Raw genomic sequence first — 18,747 nt, forward strand, 5'->3', positions numbered from 1 at the left:
TGCGGTGCAGTCCTAGACAGCTCCACCACACCGGAGGTCTTCGCCATGATCAAGCACCGGCACATGTCAACAACGCTCGTGATCAATACACCTAGCCTCTCACAAAGCAAGGCCCGCGAGACGATCGCGCGCGGCGGCGGGAGGCTGTCGTTCGGGCATCTCGACGCACCGGGCGGGAGCGGGAGCGGGAGCGGGACCGGTGGGGACGGGGTCCGGCGGGGGGCGAGGCGGTCAAGGGGCCGGGGGTGGGGCGATCTCCTGGAGGAGGGTCTCGACCAGGGACTTGATCTCGTCGCGGATCGGACGCACGGCTTCGACGCCCTGGCCGGCCGGGTCGTCGAGCTTCCAGTCGAGGTAGCGCTTGCCGGGGAAGACCGGGCAGGTGTCGCCGCAGCCCATCGTGACGCACACGTCGGACTCGCGTACCGCGTCCACGGTGAGGATCTTCGGGGCCTCGGCGGAGATGTCGATGCCGACCTCGGCCATGGCCCGGACGGCGGCCGGGTTGACGGCGGTGCCCGGGTCGGACCCGGCGGAGCGGACCTCGACGCGGTCCCCGGCCAGGTGGGTGAGCCACGCGGCGGCCATCTGCGAGCGGCCGGCGTTGTGGACGCAGACGAACAGGACGGAAGGCTTGTCGGACATGGGACTTCCCTGTTCCTTCCTCGGTTGAACGGCGTGATGGGACGGGCGTGGTGGGACCGGCGTGATGAGACCGGCGTGATGAGGCGGGCTTGGTGCGACGGCTTGACGGGACGGGTTCGCTGCGGCGACGTGGCGAGGCGAACGAACGATTCAGCCCGCGCTGGTATCAGCAGCGACTGATGTGTGACAGTATCAGTCCATGCTGACATCAGTCGACACTGATCTGATGCGGGTGCTGGCCGACCCGCTCAGGCTCCGGATCGTGACCCTGCTCGCTCGCGAGACCCTGTGCACCACGCACCTGGTCGAGGAGACCGGAGCCAGGCAGACCAATCTCTCCAACCACATGAAGGTCCTGCGCGAGGCGGGCGTGGTGGACACCGAGCCCTGCGGCCGGTTCGTCTACTACAAGCTGCGCCCCGAGGTGCTGGCCGGACTGTCCGAGCGGTTCGCCGCGCTCGCGGAGTCCGCGCGTACCGCCGCCGAGAACAAGCGGGCGTGCCCGTGACCTCCGCGGAACCCCGCCCCGTGACCTCGGCGGAACCCCGGCCCGCGCCCTCGGCGGAACCCCGGCCCGCGCCCTCCGCGCAGCCCGCCGCCGCCCGCCCACCGGGCGGCGGTCCGGCCCCGCGCGACTCGGTCGTCGGGAAGCTCTCCGCCCTGGACCGCTACCTCGCGGTCTGGATCCTGGCCGCGATGGGGGCCGGTCTGGGGCTGGGCCGCGCCGTCCCGGGGCTGAACGACGCGCTCGCGAAGACCGAGATCGGCGGGATCTCGCTGCCGATCGCGCTCGGCCTGCTCGTGATGATGTACCCGGTGCTGGCCAAGGTCCGCTACGACCGGCTCGACCGCGTCACCGGCGACCGGAAGCTGATGGCGTCCTCCCTGCTCCTCAACTGGGTCGTCGGCCCCGCCATCATGTTCGCGCTGGCCTGGCTCTTCCTGCCGGATCTGCCCCAGTACCGCACCGGTCTGATCATCGTGGGACTCGCCCGCTGCATCGCCATGGTCATCATCTGGAACGACCTCGCGTGCGGCGACCGCGAGGCCGCCGCCGTCCTGGTCGCGCTCAACTCGGTGTTCCAGGTGCTCGCGTTCGCGCTGCTGGGCTGGTTCTACCTCGACCTGCTGCCGCGTCTGCTCGGCCTCGGCGACGGCCAGGGCCTGGACGTCTCCGCCTGGCACATCGCGCTGAACGTCGTCGTCTTCCTCGGCGTGCCCCTGCTCGCGGGGTTCCTCACGCGCCGCGTCGGCGAGCGGCGCGTGGGGCGCGAGCGGTACGAGAGCGCGTTCCTGCCGAGGATCGGCCCGTGGGCGCTGTACGGGCTGCTGTTCACGATCGTCGTCCTCTTCGCCCTCCAGGGCGGGACGATCACCTCGCGCCCGCTGGACGTCGTACGGATCGCGGCTCCGCTGCTGGTCTACTTCGCGGTCATGTTCTTCGGGGCCTTCCTCCTCGGCAAGGGTGTCGGTCTGGCCTACGACCGCACCGCGACCCTCGCGTTCACCGCGGCGGGCAACAACTTCGAGCTGGCCATCGCGGTCGCCGTCGCCACCTTCGGGGTCACCTCCGGCCAGGCGCTGGCCGGGGTCGTCGGCCCGCTGATCGAGGTCCCCGTCCTGATCGGCCTCGTCCACGTCGCGCTCGCCTGGCGCCGGAGGTTCACCGCCGACGCGCTGACGACGGCTGATTGACGCTGATTGACCTACGCCTTACGCGTCCTGGCCGCGGGGCCAGGTCCTGACGGGGGCGCTGCTGCGGCCGGCCCGGCCGCTCAGCTCGGCGTCGAGGGTCTCCTGGGCCACGCGCATGGCGTCGGCGTACACGGGGTCCTCCAGCCGCTTCCACATGTCGTCCGCGGAGACGTCCTCCACGCGGCTGACCACCCACCAGATGTTGCCGAAGGGGTCCTTGATCCGGCCGCCGCGCTGTCCGAAGGCGTCGTCGGCCAGCTCCGTGACGATACGGCCGCCGGCCGCGACGGCCCGCGCGAACGCCTCGTCGGCGTCGGCGACGAACACCCGCAGCAGGCTCGGCACGACGGGCCAGTCCGCGTGCCGGTCGAAGGCCAGCACCACGGTGTCGCCGATACGGATCTCGCCGTGTCCGATCAGGCCGTCCTCCGTCGCCACCCGCCCGAGTTCCTCACCCCCGAACGCCGCGGCCACGAAGTCGAGGAACGCCCCCGTGTCGTCGGTGACCACCCAGGGCGCCACCGTGGTGTAGCCCTCGGGCGCGGCATTGGTCTTCTCGGGCATCGCGGTCCTTTCGCTGACATCGGTTGTCGACAGCGACGCTAGGCGCGATTGCGGTCAGTTCCGGTCCGCAACGGCGCAGCGGCGGTGCCGCGATCCGCCGATACCCCCGCCCGGGCCCGGTCGGTCACGGCCGGCCGGGGGCCACGGCCGGCTCGGGGCTCGGGGTGAGGTCGCGGCGGGGCAGCAGGAGCGGGGTGGTCAGGATGAGCAGGCCCACGACCGTGAGGGCGGTGCGCGGGCCGGTGACGTCGGCGAGCAGCCCGGCGAGCGCGGTGAGGACGGCGATGGCCGTCTGCTGGCCGATCGACCAGGCCGACAGGGTCCGGGCGACGAGGTGCCGGGGAGTGTGTTCGAGCCGGTAGGTGGCGAGCACCGGTGTGTACAGGCTCATGTTGACGATGATCGCCAGCTCGACGGCGATCACGGTGAGCAGGCCGACGACGCCGGGCCGGACGAAGGCCAGCCCGATCAGCCAGACGGCGCGCAGGGTGCCGACGGTCCGGAAGACCCACTGCTGCCCGTGGCGGGCGACCACCCGGCGGGCCAGCCGCGAGCCGATGAGCCCGCCGACGCAGGGCGCGGCGAAGGCGAGGCCGTACTGCCAGGGCGGGAAGCCGAGTTGGCGCAGCAGGAGCACGGCGAGCAGCGGTTCTGTGGCCATGATCAGACCGCCGACGAGCAGCTGGTTGAGGTAGAGCGCCCGCAGGCCGGGGTGGCCCAGGAGGTGCCGCCAGCCGTCGAGCAGCGCGCCCGCCCGGGTCGTCGGTGTGCCGGTGGGCCGCGGCGCGTCCTCCCGGCCGCGGATCGCGGTGACGCACAGCGCGGAGCACAGGTAGCTGAGCGCGTCGGCCACGACGGTGACGACCGGCCCGAACAGGCCGATGGCCGCTCCGCCGAGCGGCGGCCCGACCGCGATGGAGCTCCAGTTCGTGGACTCGAAGCGGGCGTTGGCTACGAGCAGGTCGTCCGGCCGGACGAGCGCCTTGAGGTAGGCGCCGCTGGAGGCGTTGAAGGCGATCTTGGCCGCGGCGGACACGGCGGAGACCACGAGCAGGTGGACGAAGCTGAGCCAGCCGAGGGCGTACGCGGCCGGGACCGTCGCCATGACCGCGAACCGGGTCAGGTCCATCGCGACCATGACCGGGCGCTTGCGCCGGAACTCCACCCACGGCGCGAGCGGCAGCGCGATCAGCGCTCCCACCGCGGGCCCCACGGCGGACAGCGCGGACACCTCGGCGGGGCCCGCGTGCAGGGCCAGCACCGCGATCAGCGGCAGCGCGCCGAAGCCCAGCCCCGACCCGTAGGCGCTCACCGCGTACGCCGCCCACAGCCAGCCGAACGGCCGCCCCAGCGCTCTCCTGCCCCTCATGCGCGGCGCTCCCCCTTCGACGGGCCGACGTGGACCGGTGAGAGCTAAGCGAGCGGCACAACCGCAGGTCAAACAACCGCACCGCCCGCGATCCACAACCATTCGTTGTTCACTAAGGTGAATCGACGTGGACCTCGAAGCCGTACGCACCTTCGTCGCCGTCGCGGACGCGGGCCAGTTCCAGAAGGCCGCCGCCGACCTGTCGATCACCCAGCAGGCGGTCTCCAAGCGGGTCGCCGCGCTGGAACGCGCCCTGGGCATGCGGCTGTTCGCCCGCGCCCCGCGCGGCGCCGAACTCACCATCGACGGCCAGGCGTTCCTGCCCCACGCGCGCGAACTGCTGCGCGTCGCCGAACGCGCGGTCGCGTCCGTACGCCCCGGCCGCCGTCCGCTGCGCGTCGACGTGATGGCCTCGCGCGGCGCGCAGGCGGGCCTGATGCGCGGCTTCCACCGCGCGCACCCCGAGATCGACCTCGACGTGGTGATGCTGCTGGAATTCGGCACAGCCGTCGGCGCCGTCAGGTCCGGTGCGATCGACGCGACCTTCCGCGCCGTCGCCGCGCCCGGCCTGCCGCTTCCCGAGGACGTCGCGTCCGTACGGGTGCTCGACGAGCCGCTCCAGCTCCTCACCGGCCCGGCCCACGCGCTGGCGGGCGCCCGGTCGGTGACCGTCGAGCGGCTCGTGGGGCACCGGATCTGGATGCCCGGCATCGTCCCCGGCTCCGAGTGGGGCGCCTACTACGACGACCTCGTCGACGAGTTCGGCCTCACCATCGAGGCGACCGGCCCCAACTTCGGCTCCGACGCGCTTCTCGACACCCTCGCCGAGACCCCGGCGCTGGCCACCTTCATGGGCGAGCCCACCCGTCTCATCTGGCCCGCGGGCCACGGCCTGCGCCGTATCCCGGTGACCGACCCCACCCCCGTCTACCCGCACGCCCTCCTGTGGCACCGCGACAACCCCCACCCGGCGCTGGCCGTTCTGCGCGCCCACCTCGCCGCCGCGGCGACCGCCCACGACGCCGCCGGGACCTGGCGCCCCGACTGGGTGATCCCCCCGTCTCCGGTGTCACCGCCGACGAACTCCGGGCCGGATGCGCCGGGTGGCGGCTGACCGACGTGACGCCCGGTGCGCGTCCGGTCCGGAAAGCCGGGGGTCGGCGCGTACGCTCATGGGCGGATGTTCCGGAAGTGGCGGAAGTGGTGCCAATGGCACCAGTGGCGCCAGCGGGAGCGGTGCCGGGTGAGCGTGAGGGGTGGTCGCGGATGGCGGGGCGGATTCGGGTGCTGCTGACGGCCGTACTGGTGGCCGTGACGGGGATCGTGACGGCGTCGGCACCGGCCTCCGCGGTGATCGGCGGGTCGAAGAGCACGTACGGGCCGTGGGCGGTGCGGATGTTCGTCGACGGAAAGCCCGTGTGCACCGGGACGGCCGTGACGCGCCGGTGGATTCTGACCGCGTCGCACTGCTTCTTCGAGCAGGCGCGGCCGGTCGCGGACAAGCGGATCACGTTCCGGGTGGGCAGCCTCGACGTCCGCAAGGGCACGACGGTCCGGCCGGTGCCCGGCGGGCGCGTGGGAAGCGCCGTCGCCGACATGATGCTGGTCGAGGTGCCGGCCATGCACGTCCGCACGGCGCGCCTGTCCACCGCGCCCGTCCGCCCCGGCCGGACCGTGCGGGTGTACGGGTGGGGCGCGACGTGCGCCGGGGACGAGAACTCCTGCCAGTCGCCGGTGCTCAAGCAGTCGCGGCTGCGGGTCGTCCGGCCGGACGACCCGCGGTGCGACGGCGCCACCGCGCCGGGCGGCTCGGACTTCTGCATGGTGAAGGTGTCCGGGATTCCCGCGGGCGGGGACTCCGGCGGACCGGTGATGAGCGTCGCCCCGCACGGCGCGGAAACCCTCCTCGGCGTCTTCGACGGCTCCGACCGGGAGAAGGTCGCCGAGGCCGGGGACGTCGGTCAGCAGCTCGCCTGGATCCGCTCGGTCACCCGCCGGTAGCCCCCACCGCCCGCCCAGGTCCGCCCCGTCACCCGGCGGTACCCGCCACCGCCACCGGGCCTGCTGGGTACGGAACAGGCGGCGACATGGCCTGGAAGTCGGCGGGGCGCGTGGCGCGGGCTTCGGCGAGGGGTCGGACAGCTGGCGGACAGGTGCGGGACAACCGCCGTACACCGACCGGATAGACTGCCGCAATTCTGCACCTCACCCGTATGCACCGTTTTTCACGCCAAAGAGGGAGCGTCGTGGCGCTGCTCGACCACACCCGGCCGGCGCCCGCGGCGGAGCCCACTGGCCGGGGAGACGCGCTGCGGCGCGCGGCCCGCGCGGCGGCGCCCGCGGTCCTCGGCTATCTGCTGGTGCGGCTCGCGGCGACCGCGATGCTCTGGATGTGGGCGCGGTCGGAACACAAGAGCCTGCTGGGGCTGCTGGGCCGCAAATGGGACTCGCTGTGGTTCCTGGGCATCATCGAGCACGGCTACGACCACGGCACCCCGGCGCAGAGCAACCTCGCGTTCTTCCCGCTCTACCCCCAACTGGTGCGCGGCACCGCCGCGCTGTCCCCCACCGGGCCCGCGACCACCGGCGTCGTCCTCGGCTGGCTCTTCGCGCTGGCCGCCGCCTGGGGCATCTACGCGGTCGGCGCGAAGCTGTACGGCCAGCGCGCCGGGGTGGTGCTCGCCGTGCTGTGGGGCGTCATCCCGCACGCCGTCGTCGAGTCGATGGCGTACACCGAGAGCCTGTTCACGGCGCTGGCCGCCTGGACGCTGTACGCGCTGCTCTGCGAACACTGGCTGACCAGTGCCTTCCTGTGCCTGCTCGCCGGGCTGACCCGGCCGACCGCCTCCGCGCTGGTGCCGGTGGTCTGCCTGGCCGCGCTGTTCGCGATCGTCCGCGCGCCGCGCGCCTGGCGCGCGTGGGCGGCGCTGCTGATCGCGCCCGCCGGCTGGATCGGCTATCTGGTGTGGGTGGGCCTGCGGGTGCACCGGCTGGACGGCTGGTTCCACATCCAGAAGGACGGCTGGGGATCGTCGTGGGACGGCGGCCGGTTCACCGTCGACAGCGCCCGGCACATCCTCAGCACGCCGTCGGCGCTCGACCTGTACGCGGTGACCGTCGTCCTGCTGCTGGCCGTGGCGCTCTTCGTCCTCGGCGTGCTCGACCGGCAGCCCTGGCCGCTGCTGCTCTTCAGCTTCCTGCTGCTGGCCACCTCGATCGGCGGCTCCGGCTACTACCACTCCAAGGCGCGCTTCCTCGTCGCGGCCTTCCCGCTGCTCATCCCGCCCGCCGTGGCACTGGCCAAGGCCAGGACCGGTACGGCCGTCACGGTCGTGACGACGCTGACGCTGGTGTCCGGGTACTTCGGCGGCTATCTGCTGCTGGTCTGGAACCACTCCCCGTGAGCCGGGCGGTTCACAAGCCGTAGCGCCGACGCCGTCGAAGACGCGCGGCATCGCGGACTGCCACGGCGCGCGGGAGAGCTGGGCGCCGACGCCGAGGCGCACGAGATGCTCGACCTCTGCCTCGGCGACAAGACGCCCTACGGCCTGATCGGCCTGTTCACCGGCGCCGCACCACCGGAACCCGCCTCCCCGCGCGGGCCTGAACCGCGCGCGTGCGCGCGGCGGCGACGGCGGCTCCGCGCCCAGGAGGGGCGCGCGGGGACGGCGCTGTGGGATCCACAGGGCCGCGGGGGCTTGACGCGGGCGCTGGGTGGGCACCAAACCCACTCATGGGTTGTCCGCACGTCGAAGTTGTCGAAGCCGTACGCGGGAGGACATGTGCCGGAGTCACGGGCCGCGCTGCGCGCACCGCACCGGGCCGAGGTGGTGCGCCTGCTGGAGCGGGCGGTGGCCCAGCAGGGGCAGGGCGTGGACGGGAAGGCGCTGCTGGCGCGGGGGTTGGAGCGGCTGGAGGAGATCGCGGCCGCGGCGGACGAGGAGTACGGGGCGTACGTCAGGGCGTTGGAAGCCGGTCAGGCGGCCGGACCGCAGGAGCGCTCGGGGCGCGCCACCGCCGCGGTGCAGGGCCTGGTCGCGGGCGTAACGGCCGCGGTGGCCTTCGGAGTCGACCTCGGCTACGGCCTCGCGGCGGGACCCGCGCTGGTGACCGGCCTCGCGGTCGGCGCGGCGGGAGCGGTGACGCTGACCGGAGCGGGCAAGCAGGGAAAGGCGCGGCGCGCGGGCGCCGGCCAGGGCTTACCGGGCGGTCCGGAACAACTGCGGCTGCTGTGGCTGGCCGCGCTCGACCGCCGCGGCGTACGGCCGTTCATCGAGGCGCAGCGCGCGGTCGTCCCCGCGCCGCCCCGCAAGAAGTCCGCCAAGGTGCCCAACCAGCCCTCCCCGCCGCGCCGTTCGGGCAACGACCGCAGCGCGGCGGCCCGCACACGCGCCGTGCTGGAGCAGTCGTTCGGCCATCTCCCGGACGCGGAAGGCCCGTTCGCCGGGCGCCGCGCCCATGTCGCGCGGATCGCCCAGTGGGTGCACCAGGCCCGGGTGTCCACGGCGGTACGGCCCACCGTGGTCGTCCTGCACGGCCCGGCGGGCAGCGGCCGTACGACGCTGGCGGTGCGTACCGCACGGCAGTTGAAGGACCAGTTCCGCGGCGCGTGCGTGGTGGACCTGCGCGGCGCGAGCGACGGCAGGACGCCGCTGCCCACCAGGGAGGCGCTGCTGCACCTGCTCAACCGGCTCGGCGCGCCCCGCGACCAGCTCCTCTTCCGCGAGCGGCAGAATCAGGAACAGCACCTGCGACGGCTCAGCGAGCAGTACCAGCAGCACCTCAGGGACGTGCCCGTGGTGATCGTGCTGGACGACGCCACCGACGCGGCGCAGATCAGGACGCTGGTCCCCGAGCGGTCCGAGAGCCTGGTGCTGGTCACCAGCCGCGCGCCGTTCGACCCGGAGGAACTGGCGCTGCCCGGCGCCTTCGTGCACAGCCTGGACGTCGGCGCGCTCGACGCGGACGACACCTTGGAGCTGCTGGGCGAACTGGCCGCGGCGGGCGGCGGCGCCGCCCCGCTGCGGGAGGAGGCCGAGCGGCTGCGCGACCTGTGCGCGGGTCTGCCGATAGCCCTGCGGATCGCCGGAGCCGCGCTCCCCGACCACCACGGCGCCACCGAACTCGCCGCAGACCTGGAGGTGTTCGGCCCGCGCGACCCGGTCGACCGCGTCCTCGCACTGCGCTACCACGACCAGCCGGAGCCCAACCGCCGCCTGCTGCGCCGCCTCGCGCTCGCCGGGCGCGCCAGCTTCGGCGCCGCCGCCGCGGCGGCCCTGATGGCCACCGACGAACGCGAGGCCGCCCGCAGGCTCGACGAACTCGCCGCCGCGGGGCTGATCGAGAACGTCCGCGGCAGCCGCTACCGCCCGCACGACCTCGTCCGCGCCTTCGCGGGCGAACGGCTGCTGGACGAGGAGGACCCGGTGGAGCGCGGCGCCGCCCACGAGCGGCTGATCCGCTCGTACGCGGACCTCGCGAACACCGTCATCCGGCTGGTCGAGGGCAAGACCTCCACCCGCGCCGGGCGCTTCGGCCAGCACGGCTTCGCCTCACTGGAGCTGGCGCTGCGCTGGCTGGACGAGGAGTCCAGCTTCATCACCGCCGCGCTGCGCGACACCGAGGGCGTCGACCGGGCCGCCGTACAGGCGCTGCTCGGCGCGCTGTGCGACTACTGCCTGCTGCGCGGCGACCTCTACCGGCTCGGCGAGATCAGCGAGATGGCGCAGGCCCAACAGGCCGCCGGGCAGCAGAAGTCGGGCCCCGACGAGGACCGCTCGGTGCTGGTGCGGTCGGTGCAGTGGCGTACCGGCATCGCGGCCCGGCAGCTCGGCGAGCTGGACAAGGCGCGGTCGACGCTGACGTCGGTGGTCGACCTGTACTTCGAGGCGCGGCACCCGTCGGGCGCGGCCCGCGCGCTGGACAGCCTCGGCATCACCCTGCACCACCAGGGCAACCTCAAGGAGGCCGAGCGCAGGCTGCGCGAGGCGCTGGAGATCCAGTCCGCCCCCGAGCTGGACGAGGACCGGGCCTGGACGCTGCACGCGCTGGCCGCCGTGCTGCGCGACATGGGCCAGGTCGGCACGGCGCTGGAGCTGCTGCGCGAGTCGCTGGCGCTGCACCGCGAGAACGAGAGCGTGCAGGGCGAGGCGTGGGCGCACCTCCAGCTCGGCCAGGTGTACCTGCGGCTCGGGCGGCTCGACCTCGGCGAGGCCGAACTGCGCGCCGCCGGGCAGTCGTACGCGCTGGCCCGCGACCCGCGCGGCGGCGCGTGGACCGCGACGCAGCTCGCCCGGGCCCTGCTGCTGCGCGGCGAGGCCCGGCAGGCCGCCCAGGACCTGGACGAGGCGGTGCAGCGGCACCGCGCCTGCGAGGACGCGCGCGGCGAGGCGTGGACGCTGTACTACCTCGGGCACGCGCTGGAGGAGTCCGGCGACACCGACTCGGCGCTGCGCACCCTGGAACGCGCCCGCACGATGTTCTCCCGCATGCGGGACGTCTACGGGCTGGCCTGCGCCCGGCACCACTCCGCGCGGGTCACCCGCGACCAGCGGGCGGCCCGTACCGGCAATCTGCGCAACAGCGGCTTCGCCCGGCAGCTCCTCCAGGACGCCCGCCAGGACTTCCGCCGGATCGGCGTCGAGCACGGCGAGGCGTGGTCGTGCGTCGAGCTGTCCGTCATCGACGCCGGGAACGGGCGGCTGCCCGAGGCCCTCGCCCTCCTCGACGAGGCCGTCGAGCTCTTCCGGGGGCTCGGCGACCGCCGCGGCCACGACTGGGCCGTCTTCCTGCGCGCCACCGTCCAGCCGCTGCTCTCCGAGGACGGCCTGCCCCTGGCCCGCTCAGCCCTCGCAGGGCTCCTCGCCGACGCCTATCCGGGGCGGGACCCGGACCTCGAGGAGTACGTCGAGGCGTACGCCCTCCTCCTGGAGCGCGGCACCGTCGCCCCCGGCGGACCCTGGGACACCTGGCGCCTCGGCATGACCCCCGGCCGCTCCGCCCGCATGGTCATGGCCGTCCCCGTCTGACCCCTTGCACACGACGTGCGCCGTCGGGGCGCGGGGAACCGCGCGGCCGGCCACGACGCTCCCGCAGGTCACCGCCCGCCCCGGCGGGGCAGATCGGTGGTCTCCGGACCACCGGCCGGTGGCGGCTGGCCGCGCGGTTCCCCGCGCCCCTGAAAAGCACGCCCCGCGCAAGGGCCGCCCCCGTCAGGGGCGTGGCGGCTCCGGGGCGGAGGAGGCGGAGGCGGAGGCGGCGGGAGAAGCGGAGGGAGAGGCCGCGGGGGCCTCATGCGGCGGGCGAGCCGCGGGCTCCTCGGTGAAATCGATCTTCTTCATCTGCTTGCCCATGTTCTTCATCAGCAGCCACAGCCCGATGGCGATGGCGGCGAAGATCACGAAACCGAGGAGCCCCGGCGTCACCTTGTCCTGGTTCAGCTCACCGGCGGCGTTCGAGGCGAGCGGGACCAGCGTATTGAATCCGTGGGAGGCGTTCACCCGCCCATTGTCGCCTAGGCCCTCTCGATCCCCGCAAAGAGGTCGTCCTCAGGGATCGAGGTGTCCACGCGGGACTGCGCCAGCTCGTAGTCCTCGGTCGGCCAGACCTCCCGCTGGAGGTCCATCGGGATACGGAACCAGCCGCCGTCCGGGTCGATCTGCGTGGCGTGCGCGAGCAGCGCCTTGTCACGGATCTCGAAGAAGTCCGAGCAGGGCACGTGGGTGGTGAGCTGCCGCTCCGGGCGGTCGAACTCCTCCCAGCGCTTGAGCCACTCGCCGTACGGGGACTCCATGCCGCGCGCGAGCAGCGCCTCGTGCAGCGCGAGGGTGCGCTCCTTGTTGAAGCCCTGGTTGTAGTAGAGCTTCAGCGGCGTCCACGGCTCCCCGGCCTCGGGGTAGCGCTCGGGGTCGCCCGCGGCGTCGAAGGCCACCGCCGAGATCTTGTGGGTCATGATGTGGTCCGGGTGCGGATAGCCGCCGTTCTCGTCGTACGTGGTGATGACGTGCGGCCGGAACTCGCGGATCAGCTTCACCAGGGTGCCCGCCGCCACGTCCACGTCCTGGAGGGCGAAGCAGCCCTCGGGCAGCGGCGGCAGCGGGTCGCCCTCGGGCAGTCCCGAGTCGACGTAGCCGAGCCAGGACTGGCGGACGCCCAGGATCTGGCGCGCCTCGTCCATCTCCTTGGCACGTACCTCGTGGATGTTCTCCTCGATGTAGGGGTCGCCCTGGAGTTTGGGGTTGAGCACCGAGCCACGCTCGCCTCCGGTGCAGGTCGCCACCAGTACGTCCACCCCCTCGGACACGTACTTGGCCATGGTGGCCGCGCCCTTGCTCGACTCGTCGTCGGGGTGGGCGTGAACGGCCATCAGTCGAAGCTGCTCAGTCAAGGCTGGGTCCTCAGGTCTTCGGGGTCCGAGCGGCGCCGAGCCCCCGTCTTCTAAGCCCCCTCCGTCGGCCGAGAGGGCGCCTCCTATAGTGACCGAGTGAGGGGACGATTAATTCCGCCGTTCCCGCGCTCGGGAGGAAAAGCCTATGACCGCCGTGCGGCCCGGTGAGCCGGGCGCCCGCCCCGCCCTGCCCGACGGCAGGTACGGTCCGGGCGCCGACGCGCGGGCGGACCGCAAGCTGCGGATCGCCGCCGTCGTGCTGGGCGCGCTGATGGTCGTCGGCGTCGGCTGGTACGGCTGGCACGCCCTCACCGGCACCAAGGTCAGCGGTCAGGTCATCGCCTTCAAGGCCGTGTCGGACCAGGCCGTGGAGATCCACCTGGAGGTCCACAAGGACCCGGGGACCGTCGCCGTCTGCACCCTGCGCTCGGTGGACGTCGACCACAACGAGGTGGGCCGCAAGGACGTCCGCCTCGCGCAGCACGCCCGGCAGGTCGACACCGTCGTCACGGTGCGGACGACCTCGCGCGGTGAGACCGGTGAGCTGGTCAGCTGCCAGACCGCCCCGCGCGGCTGACCCCGGACCCCGGCACCCGCGTTCGTTTCTCGTCCCCTTGACCGACGAGTAATTGTTAGGCTCGTGGTTTCGTCCCGGCGACCGGTGGCAATGGACTTGTTCATCGGGGCGCACCCCGGCACCGGCCGTGGGGACGAGCCGTCGGCCCCACGGGTGCGACGGCACACACCGCCCCGCGGGGAGTCCGCGGGACAGGCACACGGCATGACCAGTACCGACGAGGAGCACCTGTGACCCAGACCAGCGAGAACGTCACCTGGCTGACCCAGGCGGCGTATGACCAGCTCAAGGCCGAGCTGGAGCATCTGTCTGGTCCGGCGCGCGCCGAGATCGTCGCCAAGATCGAGGAAGCCCGCCAGGAAGGCGATCTCAAGGAGAACGCCGGCTATCACGCGGCGCGTGAGGACCAGGGCAAGCTGGAGCTGCGCATCCGCCAGCTCAACCAGATCCTGGAGTCCGCGAAGGTCGGCGAGGCCCCGGCGGACGACGGTGTGGTGGCGCCCGGCATGGTGGTGACCATCGCCTTCGACGGCGACCCCGACGACACCATGACCTTCCTGCTCGGCTCCCGCGAGGGCGTCTCCAGCGACCTGGACACGTACTCGCCGCAGTCGCCGCTCGGCCGCGGTGTGGCGGGCAAGAAGCCGGGCGAGGACGCCACGTACGAACTGCCCAACGGCAAGAGCGCGTCGGTGAAGGTCCTCGACGTGAAGCCGTACCAGGGCTGAGCGGACAGCGGTGTGCCGCCCGTCCCCGTGGCACGGGCGGCACATGTGTGACGCGGCTCTCCGCGAAGGCGTCGGGCGTGACGCGATCGTCGAGCGTGAGGCGGTCGTCCGGCTCTCCGCGGTGACCGGCTGTTAAGCGGTCGCCGAGCGGTACTTGCGGACCGCGAGCGTACGGAAGACCACGATGATGAGCACGGACCAGATCAGCGACGCCCACACCGGGTGCTGCATCGGCCAGGCGCCGGACTGCGAGACGCCCGGGTTGCCGAAGAGCACGCGGCACGCCTGCACGGTGGCGCTGAACGGGTTCCAGTCGGCGACCGCCTGGAGCCAGCCCGGCATGTTGGACGAGTCCACGAAGGCGTTCGACACGAACGTCACCGGGAAGAGCCAGATCAGGCCGCCCGAGGTGGCCGCCTCCGGGGTGCGGACCGACAGGCCGATCAGCGCGCCGATCCAGGAGAAGGCGTAGCCCAGCAGGAGCAGCAGCAGGAACGCGCCGATCATCTTCGGCACGCCGTTGTGGATGCGCCAGCCGACGAGCACGCCGACCACCGCGAGGACGACGACGGTGAGCGTCGTCTGGACGAGGTCGGCGAGGGTGCGGCCGGTGAGCACCGCGCCGCGCGCCATGGGCAGCGACCGGAAGCGGTCGATGAGGCCCTTGTTCATGTCGTCGGCGATGCCCGCGCCCGCGCCGGCGGTGGCGAAGGTGACCGTCTGGGCGAAGATGCCCGCCATCAGGAAGTTGCGGTAGTCCGAGGCGCTGAGGGAGCCGCCGACGGCGACCGAGCCGCCGAAGACGTAGCTGAACAGCACCACGAACATGATCGGCTGGATCAGCCCGAAGATGATCATCTCGGGGATGCGCAGCATCCGGATCAGATTGCGCTTGGCGACGACCAGCGAGTCCCTGACGGACTGGACGACGCCGCCCGCGCCCTTGGGCGCGGCGGTGGTCACGATGTCGGTCGTGGCGCTCACTTGACTGCCTCCTTGCGGGACGCGTCGGCCTTGCGGGCGCCCGCGTCGTCGGTCTCCTCGTCGGCGGCGTTGTCCTGCTCGGCCGCGTGGCCGGTCAGGGAGATGAACACGTCGTCCAGGGTGGGTCGGCGCAGGCCGATGTCGTCGATCTCGATGCCCTGCGCGTCCAGGTCGCGGATCACCTCGGCGAGCAGCTTGGCGCCGCCGGTCACCGGGACGGTGATCTTCCGCTGGTGTTCCTCGATCTTCGCGTCGCCCTTGCCGAATCCGGCGAGCGCGCGGGCGGCGTCGGAGATGCGGTCCCGCTCGTGCACGACGACCTCGACGCGTTCGCCGCCGGTCTGCGCCTTGAGCTGGTCGGAGGTGCCGCGCGCGATGACCTTGCCGTGGTCGATCACGCAGATGTCGTGCGCGAGGTGGTCGGCCTCTTCCAAATACTGGGTGGTGAGCAGCAAGGTGGTGCCGCCCGCGACCAGTTCCTGGATGACCTCCCAGAGCTGCTGGCGGTTGCGCGGGTCGAGTCCGGTGGTCGGCTCGTCCATGAACATCACCGGCGGGCTCACGACGAGCGCGGCGGCGAGGTCGAGGCGGCGGCGCATACCGCCGGAGTAGGTCTTGGAGGGCCGGTTCGCGGCGTCCGCCAGATTGAAGCGCTCCAGCAGTTCGTCGGCCCGCGCGCGGGCCGCCTTGGCGCTCATCTGGTAGAGCTGGCCGACCATTTGGATGTTCTCCCGGCCGGTCAGATACTCGTCGACCGCGGCGAACTGACCCGACAGGCCGATGTGCCTGCGGACCTCGTTGGGGTGCTTCAGTACGTCGATGCCCGCGACGACGGCTCTGCCGCTGTCGGGTTGCAGGAGTGTGGTCAGGACCCGGACGGCGGTGGTCTTTCCCGCGCCGTTCGGCCCGAGCAGCCCGAGGACCGTGCCCTCCGGCACGTCGAGGTCCACTCCCCCCAGTGCCTTGACATCGCCGAAGGTCTTCACAAGACCCTCTGCATAGATGGCGCCCGGCATTTTGTCACTCCGTCCGTTGGTGCGGTGTGCAGCTCTCACGACTGGTGCGGTGTGCGGCTTCATGACTTCGACCGCCCGAACGGCCGAAACTCATCGCTCAGCGCGCGGCGGACCGCGCGGCGAACCGCGATGGAACGCGAGGATGACAGACGCGATATATCGCGTCAAGCCAATTTCGCGTCCGCCACGGAACCTGGTACACGGCGCGCCGCCGCGGGGCTCGGCGGGCGATTCCCCCGCGGCGGCGGGTCGTACGACGGCGAGCTCCGCCCGCCGGGGCGGTCACCGGATGACGGTGTAACCCGCGTTCTCCAGTGCCTCGCCCACGGCGACACAGTGCTCAGGTCCCTTGGTTTCCAGGTGCACCTCGACCTCGGCCTCGGTGAGGCCGAGCCGCGGGTCGGTGCGCACATGGCTGACATCGAGGACGTTAGCGTCGACCACTGACAACACCCCCAGGAGCGTGGCGAGCGCGCCGGGCCGGTCGGTGAGACGCAGCCGCAGGGACAGGTAACGGCCGGCGGCCGACATGCCGTGCCGCAGGATGCGCTGCATCAGCAGCGGGTCGACATTGCCGCCGGAGAGCACCGCGACGACGGGCCCCCGCAGCGCCTCGGGCGCGGCCAGCAGCGCCGCGACCGGACTGGCCCCGGCCGGTTCCACGACCAGCTTCGCGCGTTCCAGGCAGAGCAGCAGCGCGGAGGAGAGCTGGTCCTCCGTCACCGTCACGACCTCGTCCACCAGGTCCCTGACCAGGGCGAACGGTATGTCGCCCGGACGGCCGACCATGATTCCGTCGGCCATCGTGGCGACCGTGCCGAGCGCCACCGGGCGGCCGACGGCGAGCGAGGGCGGATACGCGGCGGCGCCCGCGGCCTGCACGCCGACGATCTTCACATCGGGCCGCAGCGCCTTGACGGCGACCGCGAGACCGGCGGCGAGACCGCCGCCGCCGATGCCGACCACGATGGTGCCGACCTCGGGGCACTGCTCAAGGATCTCCAGGCCCACCGTGCCCTGCCCGGCGATGATGTCCGGGTGGTCGAAGGGGTGGATGAAGACCGCCCCGGTCTGCTCGGCGTACTCGATGGCCGCCCGCAGCGTCTCGTCGACGACCGCGCCGTGCAGCCGTACCTCGGCGCCGTAGTCACGGGTCGCGGCCACCTTGGGCAGCGGGGCGCCGACGGGCATGAAGACGGTCGAGCGGACGCCGAGCAGGGAGGCCGCGAGGGCCACGCCCTGGGCGTGGTTCCCGGCGCTGGCCGCCACCACCCCGGCCGCGCGCTCCTCCGGGCCGAGGCCCGCGATGCGGACGTACGCGCCGCGAATTTTGAACGAACCTGTGCGTTGAAGATTCTCGCATTTGAGGTGCACAGGTGCTCCGACCAGCGACGACAGATGGCGGCTGCCTTCCATCGCGGTGATACGGGCCACCCCGGAGAGCATTTTGTGCGCTCCTCGCACGTCATCGAGGGTGATCGAAGGGGACGCTGCGGGCACCGAACTGTCCATGGGCCCAGTCTCCCAGCTCCGGCGGACCGCCACCGCCGGGGGCCAAGGGTGTCACCGGCGGCCGGAATACGTGTCAGGGCCGGGGCCGCGGCGGGCGGCGTATTGCCGGTGAAGGGTCACGGGGCCTTCCGCGCCGCGTACTCTTCTCCACAACTTCCGCCTTCCCGTTCCCCTTCACAGGACCGACAGAACGCGAGCTTCAAGGTCATGTCCAACCCCACGGAGACCTCGACCGAACTCCTTGAGCGCCTCCAGCACCAGGTCGCACTTTTCGCCCGTCGCGCGGAACAGACGCGGCTCGGCGGAGTCGGCAAGGCCCGCAACTCCATGGACCGCGCCGCCTACCTGCTGCTCAACCGGCTCGACCGCGAAGGCCCGATGGGCGTCAAGGCGCTCGCCGAGGCCATGGGCATCGACTCCTCCACGGTCACCCGTCAGGTCGCCCCGCTCGTCGACACCGGCCTGGTCAAGCGCACCTCGCACCCGGAGGACGGCCGCGCGGTCGTCCTCGCCCTGTCGCCGCGCGGCCGGTCCCGGCTCGACGCGGTACGCGACTCCCGCCGCCGGCTGATGGCCGAGGTCACCGACGAGTGGACCCCGCGGGAGCGGGAGATCTTCACCGAGCTGCTGGCCCGATTCAACACCTCGCTCGCCGACTGGCACACCGGGGCGGGACAGCGCGAGGAGCCGGAGTCCGACGAGGCCGGTGGGACCGAGGGGACCGGCGGCGCGACCGGGTCGCGGGGAGACACGCAAGGGGCTTGACCCGGAACACCCGGTTGCCGTCCCATGGCCGCGTGGGGAAGCGCCGGGCGGCAGCGGAAAACCGACGGGACGCCGAATTCGCGGCGTTCACCGCGGGCGCGGCGGGCCGTCTGCTGCACGCCGCCACACTGCTGGCGGGCGACCCTGAGGCCGCCGACCGCCTCCTGACCGCGACGCTCGCGCACGTCTACGCCAACTGGCTCACGATGCGCGCGGAGGACCCGTACGAACGGGCCAGGAGCGAGCTGGTACGGCGGTTCGCCTACCGCCCGTGGTGGCGGCGGCCCCGCGGCGGCACCCTGGACCGGCTCAGCGGCCAGGAGCGGCTGATCGTCGTGATGCGGCACTTCGAGGGCGTCGCGGAGGAGCAGACCGCGGCCCAACTCGGCCTGCCCGTCGAGCGGGTGCGCGCCATCTGCGCCCGCGGGACGGCCACGCTGCGCAGCAGGCCCGAAGGGGACGATCCGGCGGCCGCGGCGGCGGCCAGGGCCGTGGCCGCCGCCGCG

At 72.7% G+C, this 18,747-nt stretch carries 18 protein-coding genes; 10 read left to right on the forward strand and 8 right to left on the reverse strand.

Annotation, left to right across the window (positions count from 1 at the left end; all coding sequences use genetic code 11):
* Positions 1 to 231 precede the first annotated feature (231 nt).
* Positions 232 to 645: an arsenate reductase ArsC gene (locus tag ABZX65_RS35810; RefSeq protein ID WP_355350094.1), complete on the reverse strand. Its 414-nt coding sequence runs from the start codon at positions 643 to 645 to the stop codon at positions 232 to 234.
* 199 nt (positions 646 to 844) lie between these two features.
* Between ABZX65_RS35810 and ABZX65_RS35815 the strand changes: the two genes are divergently transcribed.
* A complete protein-coding gene (locus ABZX65_RS35815) occupies positions 845 to 1,153 on the forward strand; it encodes a metalloregulator ArsR/SmtB family transcription factor (protein ID WP_355350097.1) in 309 nt (102 codons plus the stop codon).
* Entirely contained in the window at positions 1,144 to 2,340 is a 1,197-nt protein-coding gene (gene arsB / locus ABZX65_RS35820; protein WP_355350100.1) for an ACR3 family arsenite efflux transporter, read from the forward strand. The genes ABZX65_RS35815 and arsB overlap by 10 nt, the downstream gene beginning before the upstream one ends.
* Positions 2,341 to 2,358: 18 nt before the next feature.
* Here the strand turns inward: arsB and ABZX65_RS35825 are convergent, their stop codons facing one another.
* Together ABZX65_RS35825 and ABZX65_RS35830 are read right to left on the reverse strand one after the other, a co-directional pair.
* Positions 2,359 to 2,904 (reverse strand): VOC family protein, encoded by a 546-nt coding sequence (locus ABZX65_RS35825; RefSeq protein ID WP_355350103.1) that lies wholly within the window; start codon positions 2,902 to 2,904, stop codon positions 2,359 to 2,361.
* Positions 2,905 to 3,028: 124 nt separating this feature from the next.
* Positions 3,029 to 4,273 carry an MFS transporter gene (locus ABZX65_RS35830; RefSeq protein ID WP_355350106.1) on the reverse strand — a complete coding sequence of 415 codons (1,245 nt, stop codon included), beginning with the start codon at positions 4,271 to 4,273 and terminating at the stop codon, positions 3,029 to 3,031.
* A 127-nt stretch (positions 4,274 to 4,400) separates the two neighbouring features.
* Here ABZX65_RS35830 and ABZX65_RS35835 point away from each other — a divergent pair, with 127 nt between their 5' ends.
* From ABZX65_RS35835 to ABZX65_RS35850, 4 genes are all read left to right on the forward strand, one after another.
* Positions 4,401 to 5,387, forward strand: coding sequence for a LysR family transcriptional regulator (locus tag ABZX65_RS35835; RefSeq protein WP_355350109.1), 987 nt, complete (start codon positions 4,401 to 4,403; stop codon positions 5,385 to 5,387).
* Between the two features lie 152 nt (positions 5,388 to 5,539).
* Positions 5,540 to 6,274 (forward strand): trypsin-like serine protease, encoded by a 735-nt coding sequence (locus ABZX65_RS35840; protein ID WP_355350112.1) that lies wholly within the window; start codon positions 5,540 to 5,542, stop codon positions 6,272 to 6,274.
* A 245-nt stretch (positions 6,275 to 6,519) separates the two neighbouring features.
* Entirely contained in the window at positions 6,520 to 7,677 is a 1,158-nt protein-coding gene (locus ABZX65_RS35845; protein ID WP_355350115.1) for a hypothetical protein, read from the forward strand.
* Between the two features lie 378 nt (positions 7,678 to 8,055).
* Positions 8,056 to 11,301, forward strand: coding sequence for a tetratricopeptide repeat protein (locus tag ABZX65_RS35850; protein WP_355350118.1), 3,246 nt, complete (start codon positions 8,056 to 8,058; stop codon positions 11,299 to 11,301).
* A gap of 183 nt (positions 11,302 to 11,484) precedes the next feature.
* On the opposite strand, the gene ABZX65_RS35855 is transcribed toward ABZX65_RS35850, so the two are convergent.
* A complete protein-coding gene (locus tag ABZX65_RS35855; RefSeq protein WP_355350121.1) occupies positions 11,485 to 11,772 on the reverse strand; it encodes a hypothetical protein in 288 nt (95 codons plus the stop codon).
* A gap of 14 nt (positions 11,773 to 11,786) precedes the next feature.
* Positions 11,787 to 12,659, reverse strand: a complete 873-nt coding sequence (gene mca, locus ABZX65_RS35860; RefSeq protein ID WP_355350124.1) for a mycothiol conjugate amidase Mca — start codon at positions 12,657 to 12,659, stop codon at positions 11,787 to 11,789.
* A gap of 145 nt (positions 12,660 to 12,804) precedes the next feature.
* On the opposite strand from mca, the gene ABZX65_RS35865 reads away from it, so the two are divergent.
* Both ABZX65_RS35865 and greA read left to right on the forward strand, forming a co-directional pair.
* Positions 12,805 to 13,236 (forward strand): DUF4307 domain-containing protein, encoded by a 432-nt coding sequence (locus ABZX65_RS35865; RefSeq protein ID WP_355350127.1) that lies wholly within the window; start codon positions 12,805 to 12,807, stop codon positions 13,234 to 13,236.
* A 230-nt stretch (positions 13,237 to 13,466) separates the two neighbouring features.
* Complete coding sequence (gene greA, locus ABZX65_RS35870; RefSeq protein ID WP_188280881.1) at positions 13,467 to 13,964, forward strand: transcription elongation factor GreA; 498 nt, start codon at positions 13,467 to 13,469, stop codon at positions 13,962 to 13,964.
* Positions 13,965 to 14,096: 132 nt separating this feature from the next.
* On the opposite strand, the gene ABZX65_RS35875 is transcribed toward greA, so the two are convergent.
* The 3 genes from ABZX65_RS35875 to ilvA form a co-directional block, all read right to left on the reverse strand.
* Positions 14,097 to 14,948: an ABC transporter permease gene (locus ABZX65_RS35875; protein ID WP_355350130.1), complete on the reverse strand. Its 852-nt coding sequence runs from the start codon at positions 14,946 to 14,948 to the stop codon at positions 14,097 to 14,099.
* Positions 14,945 to 15,964, reverse strand: a complete 1,020-nt coding sequence (locus ABZX65_RS35880) for an ATP-binding cassette domain-containing protein (protein ID WP_355350133.1) — start codon at positions 15,962 to 15,964, stop codon at positions 14,945 to 14,947. Before ABZX65_RS35880 ends, ABZX65_RS35875 begins: the two co-directional genes overlap by 4 nt.
* A gap of 282 nt (positions 15,965 to 16,246) precedes the next feature.
* Positions 16,247 to 17,476: a threonine ammonia-lyase gene (gene ilvA / locus ABZX65_RS35885; RefSeq protein ID WP_355350136.1), complete on the reverse strand. Its 1,230-nt coding sequence runs from the start codon at positions 17,474 to 17,476 to the stop codon at positions 16,247 to 16,249.
* Between the two features lie 207 nt (positions 17,477 to 17,683).
* Here ilvA and ABZX65_RS35890 point away from each other — a divergent pair, with 207 nt between their 5' ends.
* Positions 17,684 to 18,241, forward strand: coding sequence for a MarR family transcriptional regulator (locus ABZX65_RS35890; protein WP_355350139.1), 558 nt, complete (start codon positions 17,684 to 17,686; stop codon positions 18,239 to 18,241).
* Between the two features lie 32 nt (positions 18,242 to 18,273).
* On the forward strand, positions 18,274 to 18,747 hold a 474-nt coding region (locus tag ABZX65_RS35895; RefSeq protein ID WP_355350142.1), incomplete at its 3' end, for a sigma factor-like helix-turn-helix DNA-binding protein.

The sequence above is a fragment of the Streptomyces sp. NPDC003300 genome (assembly GCF_040610915.1).
Lineage (GTDB): Bacteria > Actinomycetota > Actinomycetes > Streptomycetales > Streptomycetaceae > Actinacidiphila.

Bases quoted from the DNA above. Each gene is read 5' to 3' on its own strand.
- ilvA (WP_355350136.1), bottom strand. From the start codon at position 17,476: ATGGACAGTTCGGTGCCCGCAGCGTCCCCTTCGATCACCCTCGATGAC.
- ABZX65_RS35810 (WP_355350094.1), bottom strand. From the start codon at position 645: ATGTCCGACAAGCCTTCCGTCCTGTTCGTCTGCGTCCACAACGCCGGC.
- ABZX65_RS35865 (WP_355350127.1), top strand. From the start codon at position 12,805: ATGACCGCCGTGCGGCCCGGTGAGCCGGGCGCCCGCCCCGCCCTGCCC.
- ABZX65_RS35840 (WP_355350112.1), top strand. From the start codon at position 5,540: ATGGCGGGGCGGATTCGGGTGCTGCTGACGGCCGTACTGGTGGCCGTG.
- ABZX65_RS35815 (WP_355350097.1), top strand. From the start codon at position 845: ATGCTGACATCAGTCGACACTGATCTGATGCGGGTGCTGGCCGACCCG.
- ABZX65_RS35830 (WP_355350106.1), bottom strand. From the start codon at position 4,273: ATGAGGGGCAGGAGAGCGCTGGGGCGGCCGTTCGGCTGGCTGTGGGCG.
- ABZX65_RS35890 (WP_355350139.1), top strand. From the start codon at position 17,684: ATGTCCAACCCCACGGAGACCTCGACCGAACTCCTTGAGCGCCTCCAG.
- ABZX65_RS35880 (WP_355350133.1), bottom strand. From the start codon at position 15,964: ATGCCGGGCGCCATCTATGCAGAGGGTCTTGTGAAGACCTTCGGCGAT.
- ABZX65_RS35825 (WP_355350103.1), bottom strand. From the start codon at position 2,904: ATGCCCGAGAAGACCAATGCCGCGCCCGAGGGCTACACCACGGTGGCG.